At 39.7% G+C, this 19,917-nt stretch carries 21 protein-coding genes and 5 pseudogenes; 11 read left to right on the forward strand and 15 right to left on the reverse strand.

Translation table 11 applies throughout. The annotated features are described in order from the left end of the window. Positions 1-61: 61 nt before the first annotated feature. Positions 62-328 (forward strand): transposase, encoded by a 267-nt coding sequence (locus tag AC2SLN_RS04170; RefSeq protein ID WP_486549653.1) that lies wholly within the window; start codon positions 62-64, stop codon positions 326-328. A 73-nt stretch (positions 329-401) separates the two neighbouring features. On the opposite strand, the gene AC2SLN_RS04175 is transcribed toward AC2SLN_RS04170, so the two are convergent. The 8 genes and pseudogenes from AC2SLN_RS04175 to AC2SLN_RS04210 form a co-directional block, all read right to left on the reverse strand. Beyond that, complete coding sequence (locus AC2SLN_RS04175) at positions 402-1,388, reverse strand: AraC family transcriptional regulator (protein ID WP_486549655.1); 987 nt, start codon at positions 1,386-1,388, stop codon at positions 402-404. Between the two features lie 352 nt (positions 1,389-1,740). Further along, the gene (locus AC2SLN_RS04180) at positions 1,741-3,105 is read right to left on the reverse strand and encodes an MFS transporter (RefSeq protein ID WP_486549687.1); all 1,365 of its coding nucleotides are present in this window, start codon (positions 3,103-3,105) and stop codon (positions 1,741-1,743) included. 118 nt (positions 3,106-3,223) lie between these two features. Then, a complete protein-coding gene (gene antB, locus AC2SLN_RS04185; RefSeq protein WP_486549657.1) occupies positions 3,224-3,730 on the reverse strand; it encodes an anthranilate 1,2-dioxygenase small subunit in 507 nt (168 codons plus the stop codon). 86 nt (positions 3,731-3,816) lie between these two features. Next, positions 3,817-5,184, reverse strand: coding sequence for an anthranilate 1,2-dioxygenase large subunit (gene antA / locus AC2SLN_RS04190; protein WP_486549659.1), 1,368 nt, complete (start codon positions 5,182-5,184; stop codon positions 3,817-3,819). 356 nt (positions 5,185-5,540) lie between these two features. Beyond that, positions 5,541-5,750, reverse strand: a pseudogene (locus tag AC2SLN_RS04195) (SDR family NAD(P)-dependent oxidoreductase); the annotation flags it as partial. A 65-nt stretch (positions 5,751-5,815) separates the two neighbouring features. Continuing rightward, a complete protein-coding gene (gene benC / locus AC2SLN_RS04200) occupies positions 5,816-6,829 on the reverse strand; it encodes a benzoate 1,2-dioxygenase electron transfer component BenC (protein WP_486549661.1) in 1,014 nt (337 codons plus the stop codon). 68 nt (positions 6,830-6,897) lie between these two features. Then, positions 6,898-7,188: pseudogene (locus tag AC2SLN_RS04205) on the reverse strand (muconolactone Delta-isomerase family protein). A gap of 24 nt (positions 7,189-7,212) precedes the next feature. Next, entirely contained in the window at positions 7,213-8,331 is a 1,119-nt protein-coding gene (locus AC2SLN_RS04210) for a muconate/chloromuconate family cycloisomerase (RefSeq protein WP_486549663.1), read from the reverse strand. Between the two features lie 150 nt (positions 8,332-8,481). On the opposite strand from AC2SLN_RS04210, the gene AC2SLN_RS04215 reads away from it, so the two are divergent. Further along, positions 8,482-9,381 (forward strand): LysR substrate-binding domain-containing protein, encoded by a 900-nt coding sequence (locus AC2SLN_RS04215; RefSeq protein ID WP_486549665.1) that lies wholly within the window; start codon positions 8,482-8,484, stop codon positions 9,379-9,381. A gap of 357 nt (positions 9,382-9,738) precedes the next feature. Here AC2SLN_RS04215 and AC2SLN_RS04220 read toward each other — a convergent pair whose 3' ends face one another. The 3 genes from AC2SLN_RS04220 to AC2SLN_RS04230 are packed head-to-tail and all read right to left on the reverse strand — an operon-like array spanning position 9,739 to position 10,777. Continuing rightward, the gene (locus AC2SLN_RS04220; RefSeq protein WP_486549689.1) at positions 9,739-9,891 is read right to left on the reverse strand and encodes an AAA-type ATPase lid domain-containing protein; all 153 of its coding nucleotides are present in this window, start codon (positions 9,889-9,891) and stop codon (positions 9,739-9,741) included. Positions 9,892-9,939: 48 nt separating this feature from the next. Then, positions 9,940-10,443, reverse strand: a complete 504-nt coding sequence (locus tag AC2SLN_RS04225) for an IS630 family transposase (protein WP_486548567.1) — start codon at positions 10,441-10,443, stop codon at positions 9,940-9,942. A 16-nt stretch (positions 10,444-10,459) separates the two neighbouring features. After that, entirely contained in the window at positions 10,460-10,777 is a 318-nt protein-coding gene (locus tag AC2SLN_RS04230) for an IS630 transposase-related protein (RefSeq protein WP_486548337.1), read from the reverse strand. 129 nt (positions 10,778-10,906) lie between these two features. Here AC2SLN_RS04230 and AC2SLN_RS04235 point away from each other — a divergent pair. The 3 genes and pseudogenes from AC2SLN_RS04235 to AC2SLN_RS04245 all read left to right on the forward strand — a co-directional run. Next, a pseudogene (locus AC2SLN_RS04235) lies at positions 10,907-11,170 on the forward strand (ferredoxin reductase domain-containing protein); the annotation flags it as partial. Between the two features lie 207 nt (positions 11,171-11,377). Continuing rightward, positions 11,378-12,322 (forward strand): catechol 1,2-dioxygenase, encoded by a 945-nt coding sequence (gene catA, locus AC2SLN_RS04240; protein WP_486548338.1) that lies wholly within the window; start codon positions 11,378-11,380, stop codon positions 12,320-12,322. Positions 12,323-12,462: 140 nt separating this feature from the next. Further along, positions 12,463-13,246, forward strand: a pseudogene (locus AC2SLN_RS04245) (DEAD/DEAH box helicase family protein); the annotation flags it as partial. Positions 13,247-13,444: 198 nt separating this feature from the next. On the opposite strand, the gene AC2SLN_RS04250 reads toward AC2SLN_RS04245, so the two are convergent. Continuing rightward, positions 13,445-13,795, reverse strand: a complete 351-nt coding sequence (locus AC2SLN_RS04250; RefSeq protein ID WP_486548339.1) for a hypothetical protein — start codon at positions 13,793-13,795, stop codon at positions 13,445-13,447. A gap of 156 nt (positions 13,796-13,951) precedes the next feature. On the opposite strand from AC2SLN_RS04250, the gene AC2SLN_RS04255 reads away from it, so the two are divergent. From AC2SLN_RS04255 to AC2SLN_RS04280, 6 genes are all read left to right on the forward strand, one after another. Further along, positions 13,952-14,332 carry a hypothetical protein gene (locus AC2SLN_RS04255; protein ID WP_486548340.1) on the forward strand — a complete coding sequence of 127 codons (381 nt, stop codon included), beginning with the start codon at positions 13,952-13,954 and terminating at the stop codon, positions 14,330-14,332. A 28-nt stretch (positions 14,333-14,360) separates the two neighbouring features. Then, a complete protein-coding gene (locus tag AC2SLN_RS04260) occupies positions 14,361-14,687 on the forward strand; it encodes a hypothetical protein (protein ID WP_486548341.1) in 327 nt (108 codons plus the stop codon). A gap of 57 nt (positions 14,688-14,744) precedes the next feature. After that, positions 14,745-15,134: a hypothetical protein gene (locus AC2SLN_RS04265; protein WP_486548342.1), complete on the forward strand. Its 390-nt coding sequence runs from the start codon at positions 14,745-14,747 to the stop codon at positions 15,132-15,134. A gap of 51 nt (positions 15,135-15,185) precedes the next feature. After that, complete coding sequence (locus tag AC2SLN_RS04270) at positions 15,186-15,683, forward strand: hypothetical protein (RefSeq protein ID WP_486548343.1); 498 nt, start codon at positions 15,186-15,188, stop codon at positions 15,681-15,683. A 698-nt stretch (positions 15,684-16,381) separates the two neighbouring features. Further along, entirely contained in the window at positions 16,382-17,935 is a 1,554-nt protein-coding gene (locus tag AC2SLN_RS04275) for a glycosyl hydrolase family 28-related protein (protein WP_486548344.1), read from the forward strand. Positions 17,936-18,038: 103 nt separating this feature from the next. After that, positions 18,039-18,239: a hypothetical protein gene (locus AC2SLN_RS04280; RefSeq protein ID WP_486548345.1), complete on the forward strand. Its 201-nt coding sequence runs from the start codon at positions 18,039-18,041 to the stop codon at positions 18,237-18,239. A 99-nt stretch (positions 18,240-18,338) separates the two neighbouring features. Here the strand turns inward: AC2SLN_RS04280 and AC2SLN_RS04285 are convergent, their stop codons facing one another. From AC2SLN_RS04285 to AC2SLN_RS04295, 3 genes and pseudogenes are all read right to left on the reverse strand, one after another. Further along, a complete protein-coding gene (locus AC2SLN_RS04285) occupies positions 18,339-18,563 on the reverse strand; it encodes a hypothetical protein (protein ID WP_486548346.1) in 225 nt (74 codons plus the stop codon). Positions 18,564-18,611: 48 nt separating this feature from the next. Then, positions 18,612-19,544, reverse strand: a complete 933-nt coding sequence (locus AC2SLN_RS04290; RefSeq protein WP_486548568.1) for a tyrosine-type recombinase/integrase — start codon at positions 19,542-19,544, stop codon at positions 18,612-18,614. After that, a pseudogene (locus AC2SLN_RS04295) lies at positions 19,542-19,748 on the reverse strand (Arm DNA-binding domain-containing protein); the annotation flags it as partial. The gene AC2SLN_RS04290 and the pseudogene AC2SLN_RS04295, both read right to left, overlap by 3 nt. Positions 19,749-19,917 lie beyond the last annotated feature (169 nt).

Consider the following 19,917-nt stretch of genomic DNA (forward strand, 5'->3'; position numbering starts at 1 on the left):
CTGTCGCAAATTTTGCGACAGTTCAACTGTAGTGGCATAATATAATTGGACAGTTTATAAGATGTTATACTCACTCAAAGAGGATAACCAGTATGACTATCAAACGCAGAGAATATACCGAGAATTCAAATTAGAAGCCGGCGGTTTGGTGGTTAATCATAAGCTTAAGATTGCAGAAGTGGTAGAGTTGTTAGGAGTTGGCGCATCTACTCTAGATAACTGGGTGCGCAGGTATAAAAAAGAGCAGAAAGGGGTTACGCCAGCTCAAATTTCAGAAAGGGTTAATGCTCCAAGTTACCTACATGAGTACACAATAATTTTACTGTAAGACAGCTTTATGAAATTATATCAGTGTTCCACAGTTAGATTAACCGCAGGAGTTAAAGTTAGATTATTATAAATTATAGAACTGCTTTGTTTTTAAGTGTCTCACGGGGAGTTTCATCAAATCTTTTTTTATATTCCTGAGAAAAGCGCCCTAAGTGGTTAAATCCCCATTCGTGAGCCAATTTTGATATAGATAAGTTTCTATGCTGATGCGCTGTTAACACCTTGTTGATCTGGTCAAGTCGATGATTTTTCAAAAAAACCATGGGGCTGACACCATAATAACAACGAAATTCTTCATATAATTTGGATTTAGAGACACCCACTTGGCGACAAATATCTTCAATGCTAATCTTATCTTTTGAATATTGTAATATTAACCGCTTAACCTTAACTAAATACGCCGGCTCTTCAGTCAATAACTGTTGCTGAATCATATCAAAATAATTGTGATCTTGCGACAATAGTAAGCCTTTGATCATAAAGTCTTCATAGTCTTCAGTCCAAAAATGTAGGTTCGGATTACCAGTGGTAATTTGCGATTTTACAAATAACTCAACATTTTGCCACCATAGCTTATTCAAACTATGATGATTAATCCGCATAATTGGCGAAAAAGTAACAGGCTCGCTAAGAGGTGCTGAAATTAATGAGGATAAAACCTTATAGAGCTTATGCTCAGGTATGACAAACTGAAGCTTCTGACAGTTTTCTTCGATAATTAAACTTTGCTCACTTGAATTAGAAACAATAATCGCATTATTTTTATCAGATTGATAAGTAATTCCATCATATGTCAAATATTGTTTGCCATAAAAAGGTAAACTGATACTGTACGATCTAAGTGTTGAAATATCGATACACACATCTGCCCCATATTGGATGGTGCCTATGCCGATACGATTATAGGGTAGAATAACCCCTTGATAACGAAAGTCTAACGTATGCTTTGCTTGGGTACTTAGAGAATGATAGCCACAGATCTTGGACATAACATCATGGGCGTCATGAGCATATTGAGAAGTAAAATTTAACACTCCTTTATCGATAGCTACTGACATAGCGGATTCCCTTCGACCTATTCGTTGATTAATACAACATCATCGTATTCCTTTACGATGCTTATATTTCCTTTACGATGCTTAATTAGGGTCTGTTGAACATTCAAATATTAGGACTGCTGATAGCTAAAATTGTTCCAAACTAGGCGTAAACCGACGATAATGTCTAGACCTTAGCTAGGTTTATAACAACGTTTGGGGCGATTTTATCATCAGCCCTAAGGGGCGGGGCTATTTTTTGCCAATATATTGAGAGATTTTCTAACTTAGAATGACTAAGCGTCAAAAATTTCCCTGCATATTGCCTAAAAAATAGCCTCCGCCAGTTCCACATTTGAATGTTCAACAGACCCTAATGTTTTGATAGCGTCGCATCAGTTACAGTTAACTTTGAGTGAGTGGTACGTGATTTAATGACTAGTGCAATAGCGGCAATCAAGACTGGTAGAGCAAGAACTAAAATCAATTTGCCTAAACCCCAGTTAAATGCTAGTAGTTGTGAGCCGAATAACGCACCACAGATAGCTCCGATACGCCCGATACCATGCATCCATGACACCCCTGAAGCGCGCCCTTGGACAGGGTAATTGAGCGCAGTTAACGTTGGTAATGATGACTGTGCACCTGCAATTGTACTGCCACATAAGAAGATAAAAAACCCTAATAAATAAATATTATTGGTAAAAAAACTCGTTAGCACAAACAATATAACGGCAATAAAATAGGTAATCTTTATGGTACTGACCGGACGAAAACTATCCATCAGATAGCCGATTATAATGGCACCAAATACACCGCCAAATGGGAAGATAGCAGCAAGGGTACTGTACTGTTGTGTGTTAAAACCCGCTTGATTGAGCATTATTGGCAACCAACTTGTTAGGAGATAAAACACCAACAAACTCATAAAACAACAAAGCCAAAGCATCATTGTGCCTAAGCGATAACTTGGTGATAGAATTAAACTTAATCCTGACTTTTCTTGCTGAACTGCTGAATTTTCTTGCTGAACCATGGAATCAATAAATAATTCAGACTGATTGATTGCAGGATTGCCAGTAATTTTCAACATAAGTTTTTTAGCAGCATCTTGCTTAGCACGATTTAGCAAATACGGAATTGATTCTGGCAGCATGGCGACCAAAACAACTGTTAGTACAATCGGGAAAATGCCACAGTAAATAAACATAGGTGACCAACCCGAAACTGGGATAACTTTTGATGCTAATAAGCCGCCCACCGTAATGCCAAGCGGAAAGGCACAAATCACAAAATTTACCATTTTGGCGCGATTTCTTTTCGGCATATATTCTGCAACTAGTGTGGCTATATTTGGCATCGCAGCACCTAGCCCTAACCCAGTCAAGAAGCGATAGACAGTTAAATCATTTAGCCCTGTGCTAAATGCGCTTAAAAGGGTAAATACACCAAACCAAGCTGTACTAATATTAATCACCCAACGACGACCGAATTTGTCCGCCAAAACCCCTGAAACCAATGCGCCAATTGACATACCCACCAAGGCTGCACTCAATGCAGGCGCTAATTGAGCTTTACTAACCCCCCACTCTTGGAGCAAAGATGGTGCCACGAAACCAATGACGCCTGCATCCAAACCATCAGCAAAAATAATCAAAACACCAGCGATAAAAACAAACCATTGTAATGCCGACATTTTGTTATCATCGATATATTGTTGCACATCTAATCTTTCCATGACATCCTGCTTAATATAATCTTGTTGTGTTTCTTTAATTTGAGCCATCCTAGGCTGCTGTAAAATTTTTAGAAAATCGATAGTTGCACTTTGCAACCATCGATTTTATACAATACGATTACAAGTGGTAAAAATCGAGAACCGAGTCAATCTTGTCATTGAGTAACACAGTGTGCTGAGAACGAATGCGGAAGCTATCCTGCTCTGGTCGTAGGATATAGGTCGCTCTGCCATAGAAGGTGCCTTCTAACCCTTGACGATTGTAAAGTGTTTGCCAGTTTACCTTTGCTTCAACAAGGTTGTCGGGTAGTGTTTTTACTCTGATATTACTAATCATATGTAAGGTTCGTGGTAGTGGCGTGGCGGATGCGGCCTTGCCTGTACGAATGCGAAAAACCCGATCTTCAAGTCCTGTTCTATCGGCATAATAGATATACGATAGCCCTTGATTTGGGTCTTCCACATAGCGATGCTCATCAATCCACTGGGGTACATGATAGTTACTATCTTCATCATATAACGCTAAGTAGTTATCCCAATCATAGTTATCACAAAATTCTGATTTTTCGTTTAAAAACTGGGTAACCTTGAACGTTAAATCTTGTATTGTTAAATTTTGCAACATGGTTTCCTCCTTGTTTATGCTTAACGATAATACTTCGCTTAAAAGGTGTATTAGTTAGGCTTAATTTGCATGATTTATTGACCGTCTCATTGAGCTGCTTGCTGATCAATCCCTTTTAAAAGCAAACGTTGCCATTCCCCATGTTGGTTCACATATAGGCCTTCTTGCGTAATCTCAGTCCCAGTAATAACAGGGCTGATACCCAAGTTTTTAGCATGTTTTCCTTGCGTGTATAGCCAGTTTTGATGGCCGCGAGAGATATCACTCCACTTTTCTAGGCGTGCTTGGAAGCCACGTTGTTGCTCTCTAAATTCGACTAAATCATCCGGCGTTCCCATACCAGAAACATTAAAGAAATCCTCAAATTGACGAATACGATTACGCCGCGCCTCTGCGCTTTCGCCTTTCACACCAATACATTGACTCACGACTTCGGTTTTATTCCACGCAACTGGGCGAATGATACGCAATTGTGAACTGATTTGATCCATTAAAAATAAACTTGGGTATAAATTGAGGTTACGAAGTCGGTGCATAGCCCACGTAGCATACTCATCGCCATACTCTTTCTGCAATCTTGGCATGACATCCTTATACCCAGGACGTACTGTAGGATTGGGCATATCGCTAAATAATACGCTATGTCCATTTTTGAAGGTGAACCAACCGTCATCGGTTTGGGCATCCCCTGCGCCTAATTTGCTGTAATCTAAGGTATCAGCATCATCTTCTGCTTGCTTAAATTGTTTACGGTGTTGTACGGTGGCCACGTAGTTATAGTGCACTGTGCTGACATGGTAACCATCTAAACCATTTTCATTTTGCAATTTCCAATTACCCGCAAAAGTATAGGCAGATTTACCAGGCAATACTTCAAGCTCACCTGTCGGTGATTGATTGACCACCATATCCAAGAAAATCTTAGCGTCACCTAAAAAGTCTTCTAACGTGTCTTGTGCGTTGATATCTAAGCTGACAAACACAAAGCCACGATAACTTGCAACACGTGCTTTTTTAAGGTTGTAATTGGTTTTGTCAAATTCTGCATGGTATTCTTTAGGGGATTTTACTTTCAATAAACGACCGTCTGATTTATAGCACCAAGCATGAAATGGACAGGTAAAAGTAGATTTATTGCCACAGGAGCTACGTGTTAAGGTTGCACCACGATGCTCACAGGCATTGACCATTGCATTTAGGTTACCTTGATGATCGCGGTTGACAATCATCGGCTGACGCCCGATTTGTACCGTTATGAAATCATTATTATTTGGAATTTCACTTTCATGACAGGCATAAATCCATACCTTCTCGAAAATATGTTCCATCTCTAAGTCAAAAAGTTCTTCTTGGGTAAACATATCACGCGAGATGCGAAATACCCCATCATTAGGTCGAAAATCAACGCTATTTTCGATAACTTTACGCCATTGGGTTTGATCAACTTTTTCCATTGTTTGTAGGCTCCTTGCTTAACTATTGATATAGACCATTAAAGTCGTTTCTATCATTTAAGGCTTTTTTTTGATGTATTACTATCCGATTATTCCAAAGTTTTATCCAATATAACGCATAGTCTTGTTTTATCGATTCCGGTGAGACACAGCTTAGCTGACAGCTAATAACTCAATAAAAAACTGACTTACGGTTTAAAAAAATAGCTCAAACTAAGCTGATTGGGACCACGTTTTGTGCTGTTAATACTATAGGGATATATAAACCTATCAGACAATTGTGCTAGATAAACACCTTAATAAGTTTATTAAAAGCGTCAAGTTGTTTAATATTGGCAATATGCGATGACTCAATCAAAGGTTTCTAATTCGGCTTTTGCGCTGATGGCGTTGCCTTTATGAGCTTTAATTTCGTCTAATACCTCATCAACATAATCAGAACGGTCGCCCAACACGACTTTACCGCCCTCACGAGCGATCTGTAAAGCGACGCCCCGACCAATGCCTTGGGCAGCCCCAGTGACTATAACGACTTTGTCTTCAAAACGCTTATTTGAACTTAGAATGTTGGCTGGTTGCCATGCTTGGCTTGACTCACATATTGGCTTAATACGTTTTTAAAACGACAAAATTAGTTGGCAGAGAATTTTTCAAAAAAGAAATTGGCAGGTTGTATACCTTTGCCATCCATCCAACCTTTGACTGCATCCACCATCGCTACGGGTCCGCACAGATAGACATCGACATCGCCATTATTGAGCCACTCATCTTCAATGTGGGCGGTCACGTAGCCTTTACGTCCATGCTGAGATTCTTCACTGGCAACGACGGTTCGGTAATCAAACCAAGAGTGGGCGGCTTTAAAGGCGTCAAGGCGTTCAATATCCACAAAATCATCATCGTTTGTCACACCAAAGACCAAACGAATCGGATGTTCTGAGCCTTTTTCATCTAGCGTTTTTAACATCGATACAAATGGGGCAATCCCTGTACCCCCTGCCAACATCAAGGTCGGTCGGACAATTGGACGCAAATAAAAACTGCCATAAGGTCCATTAAATTGCATTTTATCCCCGACTTTGGCGGTATCGGTCAGAAAACTGCTCATTTTGCCATTTGGTACATTGCGAACAATAAAGCTGGTTTTGCGATGTAAGGGTTTTGAACTAAATGAATAAGATCGATGTTCATCGGTATTTGGTATGGCGACTTTCACATATTGACCTGATAAGAAACTAATCTCAGGTTGCCCTTCATCCAGCGTTATCTCAAAGCTAATCGTTGAATCAGAGATTTTATGCAAAGCGGTTAATGTGCCTTCAAAGGTATGTGTTTGGGTTTGACAGGATTCTGATGACGCTAAAACCTGTACAACCATATCGGATGTTGGGTTGCATTGACACGCCAAAATATAGCCTTTGGCGGCGTCATCGGCAGTCAATGCGTCTTCAATGTACATATCTTCGTCCATCTCATACTGCCCCGATTCACAGTAGGCTCGACAAGTACCGCACGCCCCATCACGGCAGTCAAGGGGAATGTTGATTTGTTGACGATACGCCGCATCCGAAAGTAACTCACCGTCATTGACGTTAATAAACTTGGTGACCCCATCTTCAAATTGTAAAGCAACATTATGGCTCATACTAAGTCCTTCTCTAATAAAAGTAGTTTTTAATAACAATAAAATCTTTTTTATTGTTGAGTTAACAATTAGCTGTCATCGTGACGGATCGATGATGCATGGCGATTAAGTGGAGTGACTTCAATTGTCATAAACTTATATATCGGTAACGCTTGCTAGATGGTGTTAAGCTCATCGTTGCTTTCGACATCAAAGATACTGATATCGGAATACTACCCCGAAATCTGCCACAGATGACGCCATTTGCCTTGACGGTGTAGCTCTTGCGAGTAGGCTTATTCGGTAGCTTTGATATTTGCTGCGAGTTTTTCATTAAAATCAATAGGAATATTGGCATCCATTTTTACGTGATACAGCATAGTAACTCCAAATTTATTCAGTGTTTATTGACGGCGCAAATTATCTATTTTAGCTTCATCAAGCTCAATGCCCAGGCCTGCCCTAGTCGGGACGACCAGTTGAAAGTTCTCGTAAGTTAGTGGGGTTTTTAAGATTTCTTCAGTCAAAAGCAATGGCGCAAATAGCTCTGTACCATAGGCAAGATTGCTAAAGGTACTAAAGGCATGAGCTGAAGCAATGGTTCCGACTGCTCCTTCAAGCATAGTACCGCCGTATAGGTCAATGCCTTCATATTGGGCGATTTTGCCAATATCACAGGCTTCGATAAGCCCGCCAGCTTGTTCGATTTTGACAGCGAACACATCGGCGGCGTGTTGTTTGGCAAGTTGATAGGCATGACTAGGGTATTGCACCGCTTCATCTGCCATAATCGCCACATCAAAACGTTCGGTTAAAAATTTTAGGGTATCAATATCATCAATGGCACACGGTTGTTCAATCAAGTCAATCCCGCCTGTTTGCAGTTGGCTAATACCATCGATACACTGCTTCCGTGTCCATGCTCGATTGACATCAACCCGGATACTGACGTCTTTTCCCAAGGCTTGTTTAATGGCAACGACATGGTCAACGTCTTCTTGCACTGAGCGTGAGCCGATTTTAAGTTTGAAAGTGTTGTGCCGTTTAGCTGCAATCATGTTTTGGGCTTCGGCGATGTCCTTTTCGGTATTGCCCGACGCCAATACCCAAAGCACGGGTAAACGGTCACGCAAGCGTCCGCCTAGCAATTCGCTTACAGAAACACCCAAACGCTTACCTTGGATGTCAAGTAAGGCTGTTTGAACGGCACATTTAGCAAAGCGATTGCCCATGATATTGCGACTGATAAAACGGATGGTTTGGGCGATATTGTGGCTGTGTTCTTTAGGTAAATTGGTTAGCAAAGGGGCAAAATAGCTATCAAGGTTGGTTTTGATGCTCTCGGGGCTTTCTTCGCCATAGCTTAACCCACCGATGGTGGTGGCTTCTCCCCAACCGACAATACCATCTTGGTCGGTAATTTTAACCAATACCAATGTTTGCTTCTGCATGGTGGCGACCGACATTTTGTGCGGGCGAATAGTGGGAATGTCTATAATAAGGCTTTCAACGGAGCGGTACATAAATCCCTCTATACTAAACAGTTCTTTCCTTTGATTTATACTTTATTAGAATATAATCGAGATTACCAAGACATTATAACTATAGTAAAATACCTTTTAGATATAATATTTTGGATAATATTGAGGTCGCTTTGCGATAAGGAAGTTTATATGGAAATTCGCCATTTACGTTATTTTGTTGCGGTAGTTGAAGAGCAAAGCTTTACCAAAGCGGCAAATAAATTATTTATCACTCAGCCGCCCTTAAGCCGACAAATTCAAGACCTTGAAGAAGAATTGGGCATTGTGTTACTTGAGCGAGGCTCACGCCCTGTCAAGACCACCGAAGCGGGGCAATTTTTTTATCAGTATGCCAAAAAACTGTTGACCAATCTTGAGCAAATGGTGTCCATGACTCAACGTTTAACGACGTCGCAACAGGTATTGCGTGTTGGCTTTGTTGGGTCACTATTATTTGGGCTCTTGTCAAGAATCATTTATCAGTTTCGCCAGTTACACCCTGAACTAAAGATTGAGTTGCTAGAGCTTGGCACGCAACAGCAGGTCGAGGCATTAAAACAAGGCAAAATTGATGTCGGTTTTGGTCGGCTTAAAATCAGTGATTCGATGGTACAGCGTACTTTGCTACGCCAAGAACGTTTGATGGTGGCTGTGCACGCTCATCATCCTTTAGCCGCTATGCATGAAACCGGTGTGTATTTATCCGACATTGCTGATGAGTCTATACTCTTGTACCCCAATACCGGCAAGCCAAGTTTTGCTTCGCATGTGTTGGCGTTGTTCTCGGAACATGGCTTATCACCGACCCATTATCAGGAAGTGAGGGAGGTCAAATTGGCAATAGGGTTGGCGGCATCAGGGGAGGGTATCACAATTGTTCCACGTAATTTGGTAAGTGTACAACTTTACAATCTGGTGTATGTACCGCTGTTAGATGAAGAGGCCACCAGTCCGATTTTTATTGCGGTGCGACATCTTGAGGATAGTCCATATATTGCGTCATTACTAGATACCATTAAGGCTATTTATACAGAAACAAAGGTAATCTAATTGTTAGTATAATTATAAATTCTTCAGCCGATAATCCAGTTTTGCTCGACTAATATTGAACAGTCTGGTGGTTCTAATTATATTATCATTGCTTTTTAACAATACGATTTCAATGACTTGTTAATTACATACCTCTAAATCAAAACCTTCTGTTAATAAACTATCGATACCCAAAATAGGAGTAGCAGCGCTACCCTTATTGACTTGATTATGGGTAGTTAATCGCTGTAAACCACTAGATACTAGCAGTTTTGAAGCCATCTCGATAGTTGGTTCAAATAATTGATCAGGTAATAGGCTACCCGCCTAAATATAACCTTCGGTTAGTGTCAAAATCAAACCTCGTTCAACCGCGTTTTATCGTTCTCGCATATTGCTAATATAAGCGTGTTTTAGCAATATGCGTTGGGCTTGGTCGGTAAAGCCCAAAATAGATTTGTTATATATAGTACGAAATTTTTTTAGAAAATACTCTGCCAACAGTAAAATATCTTCTTTTCGTTCACGCAGTGGCGGAAGGGCAAAGGGTAAGGTATTAAGCCGATATAGTCAGCGAAGTTAAAAATAGTCACAGAGCCAAAGGAAATAAAAGAATAAAGTATCGATGCAGTCTATCCTCCAATCTTTGCGTTTACGTTTGACCCAAGCCCAGACCTGTTCAATAGGGTTTAGGTCTGGACTATATGGTGGTAACCATAAAATGGTATGTCCTGCATTTTCGATTAGCTCTTGTATATCTTGTCTTTTATGAAAGGTTGCATTGTCCATTACAATAACACTTTCATTAGGCAATTGAGGCAGTAATAACTGCATTACCCAACTATGAAACACATCACTATTAATACTACTGTCGTAAAGTCCGACACTGAACAGTACGTTGTTGTAGATAGCTCCAATAGCATTCGTCTGATTCTTTAGTTGCCAATTGTACTCACCTAAGCATGGTTGACCTTTGTACGAGTAGCCATGAGGTCTGTTGTCATGAGCCTTAAACCCACTTTCGTCTAAATAGATAATAGGTCTACCGTCACTTTCAAATTGCCACAATTGTTCAAGAAATATCTGTCTTCTTGCCTCGTCAGCCTTCGGATGGTGTAGTGTCTTTTTTTTGAGTGATACCTAAACGCTTTAAGGCAGTTGCTATACCTCTGTCGCTACAATTAAAGCGTCTTGCTCGCTCATAATGGTAGTCATCAGGATGTGCTTTAACGTCAGCGATAAGTGCCTCGTTGTCTATTTTCGCTGGTGCTCGTTGGTATTTCTTTGGTTCAGGGTTTTTCCTCCAGCGTTGAATAGTAGTGGCACTGATCTGATATTCTTCAACAAGCTCTCGGTAGCTGTAGCCTGCTTCTAGGTTGTCTAGTATCATTTGTCTGTAATCTTTGGAGTATGCCATAGACTTTAGTGTAACCCTTTTTCGATTCGCTGACTATAATACAAATCTTGACCAAATTTCCCCATTTTTACTGCCGCTTCAAGCGATCCATTGGTGGCTGCTAAAGGTATTAGCTTTGCCCTTTACCATCCGTTACCGTTTCAAACAGGGCAGTATATCAATCTGCAAATGCAGGATTTCGAAGGCTCACGAGCGTTTTCAATCGCTAACCCACTATCAATAGCCAATACTGTAAAATTACATGTACATAAATCCGATGACAAAGACGTAATTTTTATCGCCGGTGGCTCTGGCTTGTTTAGCCACGAACCAATGATTTTAGACTTACTTGAACAAGGTAATAAGCGTCAGATTTATCTATTCCAAGGGGCAAGAAATTTAGGCGAACTTTATTTTGGTTCAAAAAGATTTAATATAAATATACCTTTAAGATATAGTTAGATGCTTATAATGTGTTAGCCAAACGCCAAAATATGGCTTAAATTACTTTTAAAGTATGATATTAGGATGAAAGGAATATAACCAAGCAGTTTCTATGAATTGTATATAGCTTGTTTATACTGGCATATACACTAATCTGTCGATCATAGGGAGATAACCATGACAGCGAAAAACGTAAAAATATTTGATAGCAAGGATGTACAAAATTTTCTAGTCTTAGTGAGTGGTCTAGAGCAAGACGGTGGTAACCCGCGTGTTAAGCAAATTTTACATCGCATTGTCTCTGACTTATTCAAAACTATTGATGATTTAGACATCACCCCTGATGAATACTGGCAAGCCATTGCATATATTAATACGCTGGGACAAAGCAATGAAGCGGGACTCCTTTCACCTGGCTTGGGCTTTGACCATTTCTTAGATATGCGTATGGATGCCCAAGATGCAGCATTGGGGATTGATAACCCAACACCACGTACCATCGAGGGACCTCTATATGTTGCAGGTGCTCCTGAATCAGTCGGCTATGCCCGCATGGATGATGGTAGTGATGTCAATGGCACACCACTTATCTTACATGGTACGGTATACAGTGCAGAAAACAAACCTGTTCCCAATGCCAAAGTCGAAATCTGGCACGCCAATACCAAAGGCTTTTATTCGCACTTCGACCCAACGGGTGAACAACAACCCTTCAATATGCGTCGTACTGTGATAACCGATGCTAAAGGTCAATATAAAGTCCGTACCATCGTCCCAGCAGGTTACGGCTGTCCCCCTGAAGGTCCTACCCAACAGTTATTAAACCAACTCGGTCGTCATGGTAACCGCCCTGCCCATATTCACTACTTTGTTACCGCTCCTGACCATCGCAAACTCACCACCCAAATCAACGTCGCCGGTGACCCTTACACCTATGATGACTTTGCGTATGCCACCCGTGAAGGCTTGGTCGTAGAAGCGATTGAACATAATAGCCCTGAGGATTTAGAAGCCTTTGATATGGAAGCCCCGTTTGCCGAAATGGTGTTTGATATCCATTTAAGCCCGTTAGTCGATGGCGTGGATAACCAAGTGGTAGATAGACCTCGCCTACAGCCTTAATCAGCCGTTTTGTCGTAGAAAATAGGTAAAAGTAATCAGACCAACTAGCAATATTGGTCTGATTTTTTCTAAGCATAAGTATTTGTCTAAAAAATTTATTCAAAAAAGCCATAACAAGGATATTATTGCTATGATTCTGCAACAATTTGATCCGCTTTATGCACCTACAGTATAGAAGAGGTTGAGGATGGGCTAGGTCGCAAAACCAAAAAAGAAACCATGATTTTCCCACGTTATCATCAGTGGGATGTAGTGACTAAGTTGATTGAAGATGCAGTTAAGCAGGATAAAGTCAGACAAGCCAAACAAGAGAATCCGAACTTAAATAAAAAGGTTCAAAACCGTTACCTGATTCAGCACAGTGCAGGCTCGGGTAAATCTAACTCGATTGAGTGGACAGCGCACCAATTGTCAACGCTTTATAACGAGGCAGGCACGAAACTGTTTGATTCAGTGATTGTGGTAACGGACAGAACAGTGCTGGATGATCAATTGCAAGACACCATTTATCAGTTTGAACATGCGCATGGGGTAGTGGGGAGTATTAACCGTAAAGAGGGCGAGGGATCTAAGTCTGAACAACTGGCAGAGGCGTTGCTAAACTCTCAGCCGATTATTATCGTGACTATTCAAACCTTTCCGTATGTGCTTAAAGCGATTGAAGACTCTAGCGTATTAAAAGAAAGACGCTACGCCATCATGGCCGATGAAGCGCACTCATCACAATCGGGTACGACCGCACATCAGCTAAAAGAAGTGCTGATAGCTAGCCCGACGGCTAATAGCGACACTGGTAGTGAATCACAATCACAAATCGATAGAGAACTCTCCGCCGAAGATATGCTTGATGCGACCATTAGCGCCCGCCGCGGCAGTCATAACTTAAGCTATTATGCGTTTACCGCCACGCCAAAATCAAAAACCTTTATGACATGCTGGTAGATCTAAGCAAGCGGATGTAGTCTTATATGCTATCCTTTCAGGGAAATATTCTGAATAGTTTGTTTCATTACTTTACATTTATCTTTAAATATAAAGTACCGTTTCACAAGATATTTTTTTACAAAAAAACCTTTGGCGAAAAATCCTAGATCCGGCAGTAAACCACACCTAAGACTCTCTTTATCTAAGTTTATTACTGTAATAAAGCTGTTGTTGCTTTAAGATTTTTGCATAAATGTCGTCATCGTAAGGGATAACCAAACTTTTAGGAACATCAATCTTGAAACCGTCCGATTGAATTCTTATAAACGCCTCATCTAACTCAATAACGTTCAGTCCATAGTGACTTAATTCTTCTCGTAGCTCAATCAAAATCGCTTGTCTATCTGTGTTGCTAATTTCAGGTCTGGAGTAACTCTCAGGTTTGATGATAATGCGACCATCGACAACTTCGTGATTATCTATAGGGTGTCCATTTAACAAAACACTCTGTTCAATTTTATTTTTATATTTATCATTAATGATACCCATTACTGTCATTCCTTATTAGCTATTCTAAAGATGCTACTATCGCTGCAATATTTTAAAATGATTTTTGATAAGGTGTCTGCTAGCTATTGCATAATGTGCAAATTTTAATAAGTCTGTAAAACTATTATCAAACGACATAGTAATTGGCATTAACTGGTGCGCTTTGAAAGACCAGTACCTGCATCAATGGCTGTATTTAACTCTCATAATATCCTGCCTGAAAGTTTTAGTGCGTCCGAGCCATTTGGTGTCGCTAATGACTATGACGGTGCCAAAGTTGAGTATATCGACCCGTTAGATAACGCTCAGATTACTAAGTCTTATCCACATGATGCAATCGCCAACCCGCACACTGAGAAACTAATAGGTGTGCGTAACGATCTACAAGCAACCGCTCACTTGATACGCATCTACAATAAAGATCGATTTACTTATAAGTCGTGTGAGATAACAGCAGGCGATGAGTCTAATACTGTCATACGCACTAACAGAATCACGATAGCGTCTCAAACAGATGCAAGTGTAGTGCAGTGTTGATGCAATCAAGGTCATAGATAACGATATCGTGCTATTTAGTGATACACCTATTGATATTGATAGAGACGCCAACCTATTTATACAGACAATAAATAATGGTGTCGAGTCGATTAGATGCAGCCCTCGTGATAACTATAGTGTTGTATTGAGTCGATTGCCAATCGGTGAGATTAGCACTGACATAACAAAAAGTGCGGTCACAGCAGTCTATCAAATTGTCACTCATAACGACTTGGATAGAGACTCGTATATCGTGACTCAAAAAGACCCGAGCGAGGGCATGACTAACAAACTGATTTCAACAAACTACGATAGTCGATTTTACCAGAACGATTTAGATCATCTAACTACCTAGAAAATTAAACAATATGCGCCCTCCAATTCGGAGGGCTTTTTTACAGGAGAAAGAAAAGTGGCTAATGTAAAATCCATATTAGAAGATGTAATTGAAGATTCTATACCTTTTAATAAGTTTTTAAATAACCCTGCTGGTCAGAAAGTGACTTGGCGATTGGCTGGCGAAATGGAGACACTCGATCATTATATTCAGTTTTTTGAAGCATTAAAACAAATAATTAGCAGCGAGTCAGGTGCAGTACAGGTCAACGGCTCAACGATTAAAACTGTAACTCAATCTGTAAGAGATGCGCTTAACAACTTAAATAATACAACTCAAGTTGGTACATTAATTACAGTTACCTCAAAGTCTGTAGATTCAATAGCAAGAACCCAAGCAGATGTTAACAATGATGTAGTGAATATTAAAAATTTCCTGAATTTATCTGACGACGACCACACCTAGGGGATTAAAAAGGCAATATCCTATGCCAAAGCAACAAATAAAGCGCTCTTCATGCCATCTGCCATCTACAACTACTCATCCGATATTACGTTTGATGTTGACACATACGGAGAGGGCTGTGACTCTACCATTTTGAACAAAATAGCGCCAGCAACAAACTATCACACAAAAGGTCGCTTTGAGCATATTGGGATATATCCAATTAGATTGTCAGTACTAAAGGGCGATACCTCGAATGGTTTTGTCATGACTGATATTTACCGAAAATTTGTAGATGTTAAAAGTGAATATCATGGAGGACACGCTACAGTCTTTGAGTCAGGCAACTTATCACGGATCAAAATACGAGGTATGCGTTCAGGCGGATATGGCTTGTATATCTCAATTCACGAGAATGGAGATAACAGGGCTGTAGAGGCTTTGGGTGGAAGCTACGAGGAATGGTTTAGGGGGGACATTTTGAAACAGAACCAACATTTACCAAAACAGCGTCACACTGGTGGGGCAGTTTTATCACACAACATAATGGCGGTGCAGGGGTTGACTTAGGAGGTAGAAACCATAATTTAAGAGTATACTCGGAAAAAAACGATGTTGCTGCAAATTTTAGCGAAACTCTTTCAGCAAGTAATATTGATTGCATTAATTTTTCAACTTTGATATCTTCTGGTAGTGTTGATAATATACAAAATGTTATTACATCTTCAACGAACAGCCAACGCTACCAAGAAAATCTAACAACAAAAGAAATTCATTTACGAGACTAGCAAAAAGTAGGTGGGCTTAATATAATACAGTCAGATGATAGATCTTATTTATTATCTGGTTACGGTTCATCTGCTAGCCATGCTTTATTGATCGACCCCAACCTAATATTAGTGAAGAAGGGTGGGGGTACATATACACAATCTATATCGAATGGGGGGTCTTTAACTTTCGGAAGTATTCTAGCAGGAGGTCAAATTGAGAAATCAATAACCCTAACTGATGATGTAGTACCTCCAGTCTATGCAATGCCAAGAACTTTAATGCCAAACGGTTTGACATGGTGTGCTTACTTTGACCTAGAAGAACCAAAGAAGGTATGGATAACAGTGTCAAACATTACGCAAGATTTAATCAATATACCAAAGTAACCGTGGGTTGTGACTGTAATTTGGTAACCCTCAGTTTTATAGTAACTTAAGTGCATATGGAATATTATATCCATAGCTAAAACTTATTTTCTGACAAGGAGTATAACACAATTGAATGTTGAACCTAATGTTACAATGGTGTCTGTGAAAAACTTCGGTGTGGTTGGGGATGGTAAAAAAGACGACACCTTAGCCATACAAAAGGCATTAAATAATACAGGGGACGTTTACTTCCCAAAAGGGGACTACTTAATATCTTCCCAATCGACATCGTCTATAGGCAGATATACGTATGCCCTAAAATTGTTAAGTAATACTAACCTTGTTTTTGAAAAGGGGGCTAAGTTAGTTTTAAAACCTAATGAAGAAGAGCGATGTATAATGCTTCTTTTGGATAGACAAGACAATATCACTGTCCGAGGATTACATGCAGTTGGAGATAGAGTTGGTCATCTAGGCAATTCAGGGGAACAAGGTCATGGAGTCGGCATATTTGGTGGTAAAAATATTACATTCTATGATACTACAATAGAGGAGTGTTGGGGAGATGGTGCATATATCTGTTCCAATTATTCTGCTGACCCTGAAAAAACTCCACCAAAGAATATTAAATTTATTAATGGGTATTTTCACAAAAATAGTAGAAATGGCATTGCAATAGTCTCAATAAGTAACGGACTATTTAGTGGATTGAATTTTGTTGATAATGACAGACTAGCCCCAATGGCAGGTATTGATGTCGAACCAGTATATGATTTAGGGGTTGTAGAAAACCTTGTCATAAGGGATTGTACGTCGTCAGGGGGCTACTCAGGTTTTAATGCCCTTTTTAGTAATTCTGACATAGAATCTAACTCCCTAGTGTTATCAGACTTATACGTCTCCAATACCGAAGTTGGGTATATCATTAGCAACAAGAACAAAGGAGATAGAATAAAAGCTAGAAATTTAAGCGCTAAAGGTATTAATCAAAATGGTCTCCTCTTACCTCACTTAAGCTCTATGTCGTCTGTAAGTATCGATGGTGTTGACTTTAAAGACTGCAACTTAACTAAATATGACGATGTAACTAGAAGCTCAGCTATATCAATTTTAAATCAAAACACTCGACCATACGTTTTGGGTAATGTCTCTTTAAAAGGGGTTAAGGTAGACAGTCCTTCCTCTAAATATGGAATACTCTTATCCGAGCAATCTCAAAGTATAGTTGAAAATGGTTACCCCTTTAATATAAATCTGGAGATAGAGTATGTTAATGGAGTATCACATCCTATGTTCAACAGTGGATGCCCTTATAAACTCTCTGGTAACATAGGGGATTTCAAATTCACTTTTGAGGATAGGGAACATAGTCTCTACGTGATACAGCCTTCGGGAGTGGAGGGGATATATAATACCTATAAAGGCTCTCCTAATAAAAGAACTGCATTCAGGTTACCAACACATTCTGATCTACCTAATACAGAAATTAAGATAGAGAATGGGGATTTCGGAGATGTAACAGTAAGTCCTAAAGATGGAGATAAGATAATATATCAAGGGTTGGAAGTTAATGAGTATTTACGAAGCCAAACGAGAGGGTCTTGGATCAAATTCGTAGCCTCTGAGGATGGATTTTGGCATGTTGTCGACCATTTCGGTAACTGGACATCCCCAATAGACTAACTAACGTTAAATCAGGGTTTTAGTAATTTGACTTGAACCTGAAAATACTCATATGCTTACTTGGGCTGAAAATAGATATAAACAGACTATGGAAAGAAGAAGCATGAAAGGCGTTGTAATCCAGTACCTGAATGGTAAAGAAATAGCTAGGTTTAGAAGTCAGAAAGAAGCAGCTAAAGAAACGGGACTTCATCAAGGTAATATTTCTACGCACCTGAATAGTAAGAGAGATCACGTTATGGGTTTTGCCTTTAAATTTGAGTCAGAAGTCATCGGCATGCCATGTGCCGTCATTACCTTATAACAGCCGTTATGACTTGTCTGTTTACATCAGCAATCTGCATTCATAGTGTTCTCCAGTCGTTTAAGTAAATTTGTTTAAATCTTAAATCTATGTGACTTATTATGGTCTAATATTATTAGACTTATTTTCTGAATATTTTTCAACTTTTTGCAATAGAGCTTCCCAGTCTTTATGTTGCATGGTCACATCGCCTTTTTTATAGAAATAAAATGATGCTCTATCAATCTCAAACATTTCAATAAATGCTTTGTTAGTCATACCTGTACTATCAACCAATGTTTGAAAATTGTATGGAGTGAAGCCCACCTCTTTAAAGTCAATCATAGATACCTCACGTCAAATAAATAATAGTCTAACATAAATAGACTATTATTACTTTAAAGAGTCTAAATAATCAGCCCATACTTGCATCATCTCACGACGCTTATCAATAAATATTACTCTTTTGTAAGCTCTGCCGTGCATATCTCTAACATTGTGGCCTAGTTGCGTTTCAACTAGCTTTTCATCATACTTTAATTTTTCAACAAGCAAAGTCCGAGCAGTAGCCCTAAATCCATGTATTGTATGCATGTCGCCACTATAGCCGAGGCGCTTTAATGCTAAATTCATTGTGTTGTCTGACATTGGGCGATTTGTGTTGTGTAAAGAAGGGAACACTAAATTACTTCTTTTGTGCTGTTCAATTTCTCTAAATAAATCACAAACTTGGGTGGATAACGGCACTATCAATGATACCCCAGTCTTTCTTTTTGTCTTACGCGGTGTAAACGTCCAAGTTCTTTCGTCAAAGTCTATATCCTCCCAAAGTGCATGCCTAAGCTCGCCAGACCTGACAAAAACATATGTCATCAACTTGATAGCGATGCGTGTCTCAAACATGCCATCATAGCTATCAATTGCTTTCAGTAGTTCGCCAAAATCTGAGGGGTCAGTAATAGCGGCATAATGTTTGATTTCGGTCGGTTTTAAAGCACCTTCTAAATCTTGCGTTACATCTCTCTCACATCGTGAAGTTTGTATGCCATATCTAAATAATTGACCTGCAAGCGTCCGCATTTTCTTTGACGTTTCAAGGTACCCCTTACTTTCAACCAACCTGCAAGCGTCAAGTACATCGATGGGCTTAATATCAGCGATGGCCATATTACCAATAGTGTTGTTTAGACAGTCAGCATATCTACGGTTATGCTCTAAAGTGTCATCTGATAAATGAGACTGCCTGCTAATATATTCTTCAGCGGCCATTTTAAAAGTATTGTTCTGCTTTAATAGTTCTTCACGCTCTAGTTCACGCTTTTTCATGATCGGATCCACATCAATTGCTAAATCCGCTTTCACATTTGCCCTTATCTCCCGAGCTTGAGCCAAGCTAATATCAGGGTATTGCCCCAATGTAATTGTAGCCCTCTTTTTATTAATAGGGCGCTTATAATCAATTCGCCCAGACTTTGTACCGGTTGTCGAGACATACAAGTACAATCCGCCACCGTCAGCTAGTTTGTATGCCTTGGCGGTAGGCTTAGCTTACTTAACTTAAGTGTTCGAAAGGGGTGTTGTTAATCTTGACATCGAATTACGGTATCCATATACGGTATTTTTGAGTATTACCCCTTATAATACCGCAAAAAATAGGGTATGCAATGACTTATTATGATGCGTTGTGGTGTGACATGAT

It is taken from the genome of Psychrobacter sp. CX90 (assembly GCF_057396305.2).